This is a genomic window from Oleiphilus sp. HI0123, assembly GCF_001635315.1.
Genome location: NZ_LWGE01000593.1, coordinates 1 through 545, shown reverse-complemented (window position 1 = coordinate 545; position 545 = coordinate 1). Strand labels below are relative to the sequence as shown.

Annotated in this window: 1 pseudogene; it reads right to left on the bottom strand. The window is 45.9% G+C overall.

Going from position 1 to position 545, the window contains the following annotated elements:
- Positions 1-545 (bottom strand): annotated as a pseudogene (locus A3761_RS05375) (DNA mismatch repair protein MutS); the annotation flags it as partial.

Below are 545 nucleotides of genomic sequence, written 5' to 3'. Positions count from 1 at the left end.
TAAATCTGCCTGTATGGCGGGTAGTAGTATTAAAGTGTCTCTAAGTCGTGATAGGTCACGAGGGCGTGCAGATCTAAGCGCAATCCTGGCGAGTATACGCTGTACATCTCCGACTTGTTTTAAATTCGTTTGAATGGCGTCGTAGTTATAGGATTGCTCAAGTGAAGACACGCAATCTAGACGGGCATTCACAATTTCCCGGTCTCTTAAAGGGTGGTGGAGCCAGCGCCTAAGCAAGCGGCTACCCATTGCAGTTTTACAGGCATCCATTGCCCACGCCAAGGTGTGATTACTTTCGCCAGCAAGGTTGGTGTCAATTTCTAGGTTCTTGCGACTGGCTGCATCGAGTAGAATGTATTGACTACGCTCTTCTTTATTGATGGTGACAATATGAGGCAGCTCATTACGCTGAGTATCCTTTGCATACTGCAGCAGACAACCCGCCGCGCAGATAGCTAATTGCATCGAATCGATACCAAAGCCGCTTAAGTCTTTCGTTTTAAATTGAGTAGTCAATAAGCTTTTTGCGGAATCAAGATCATAAA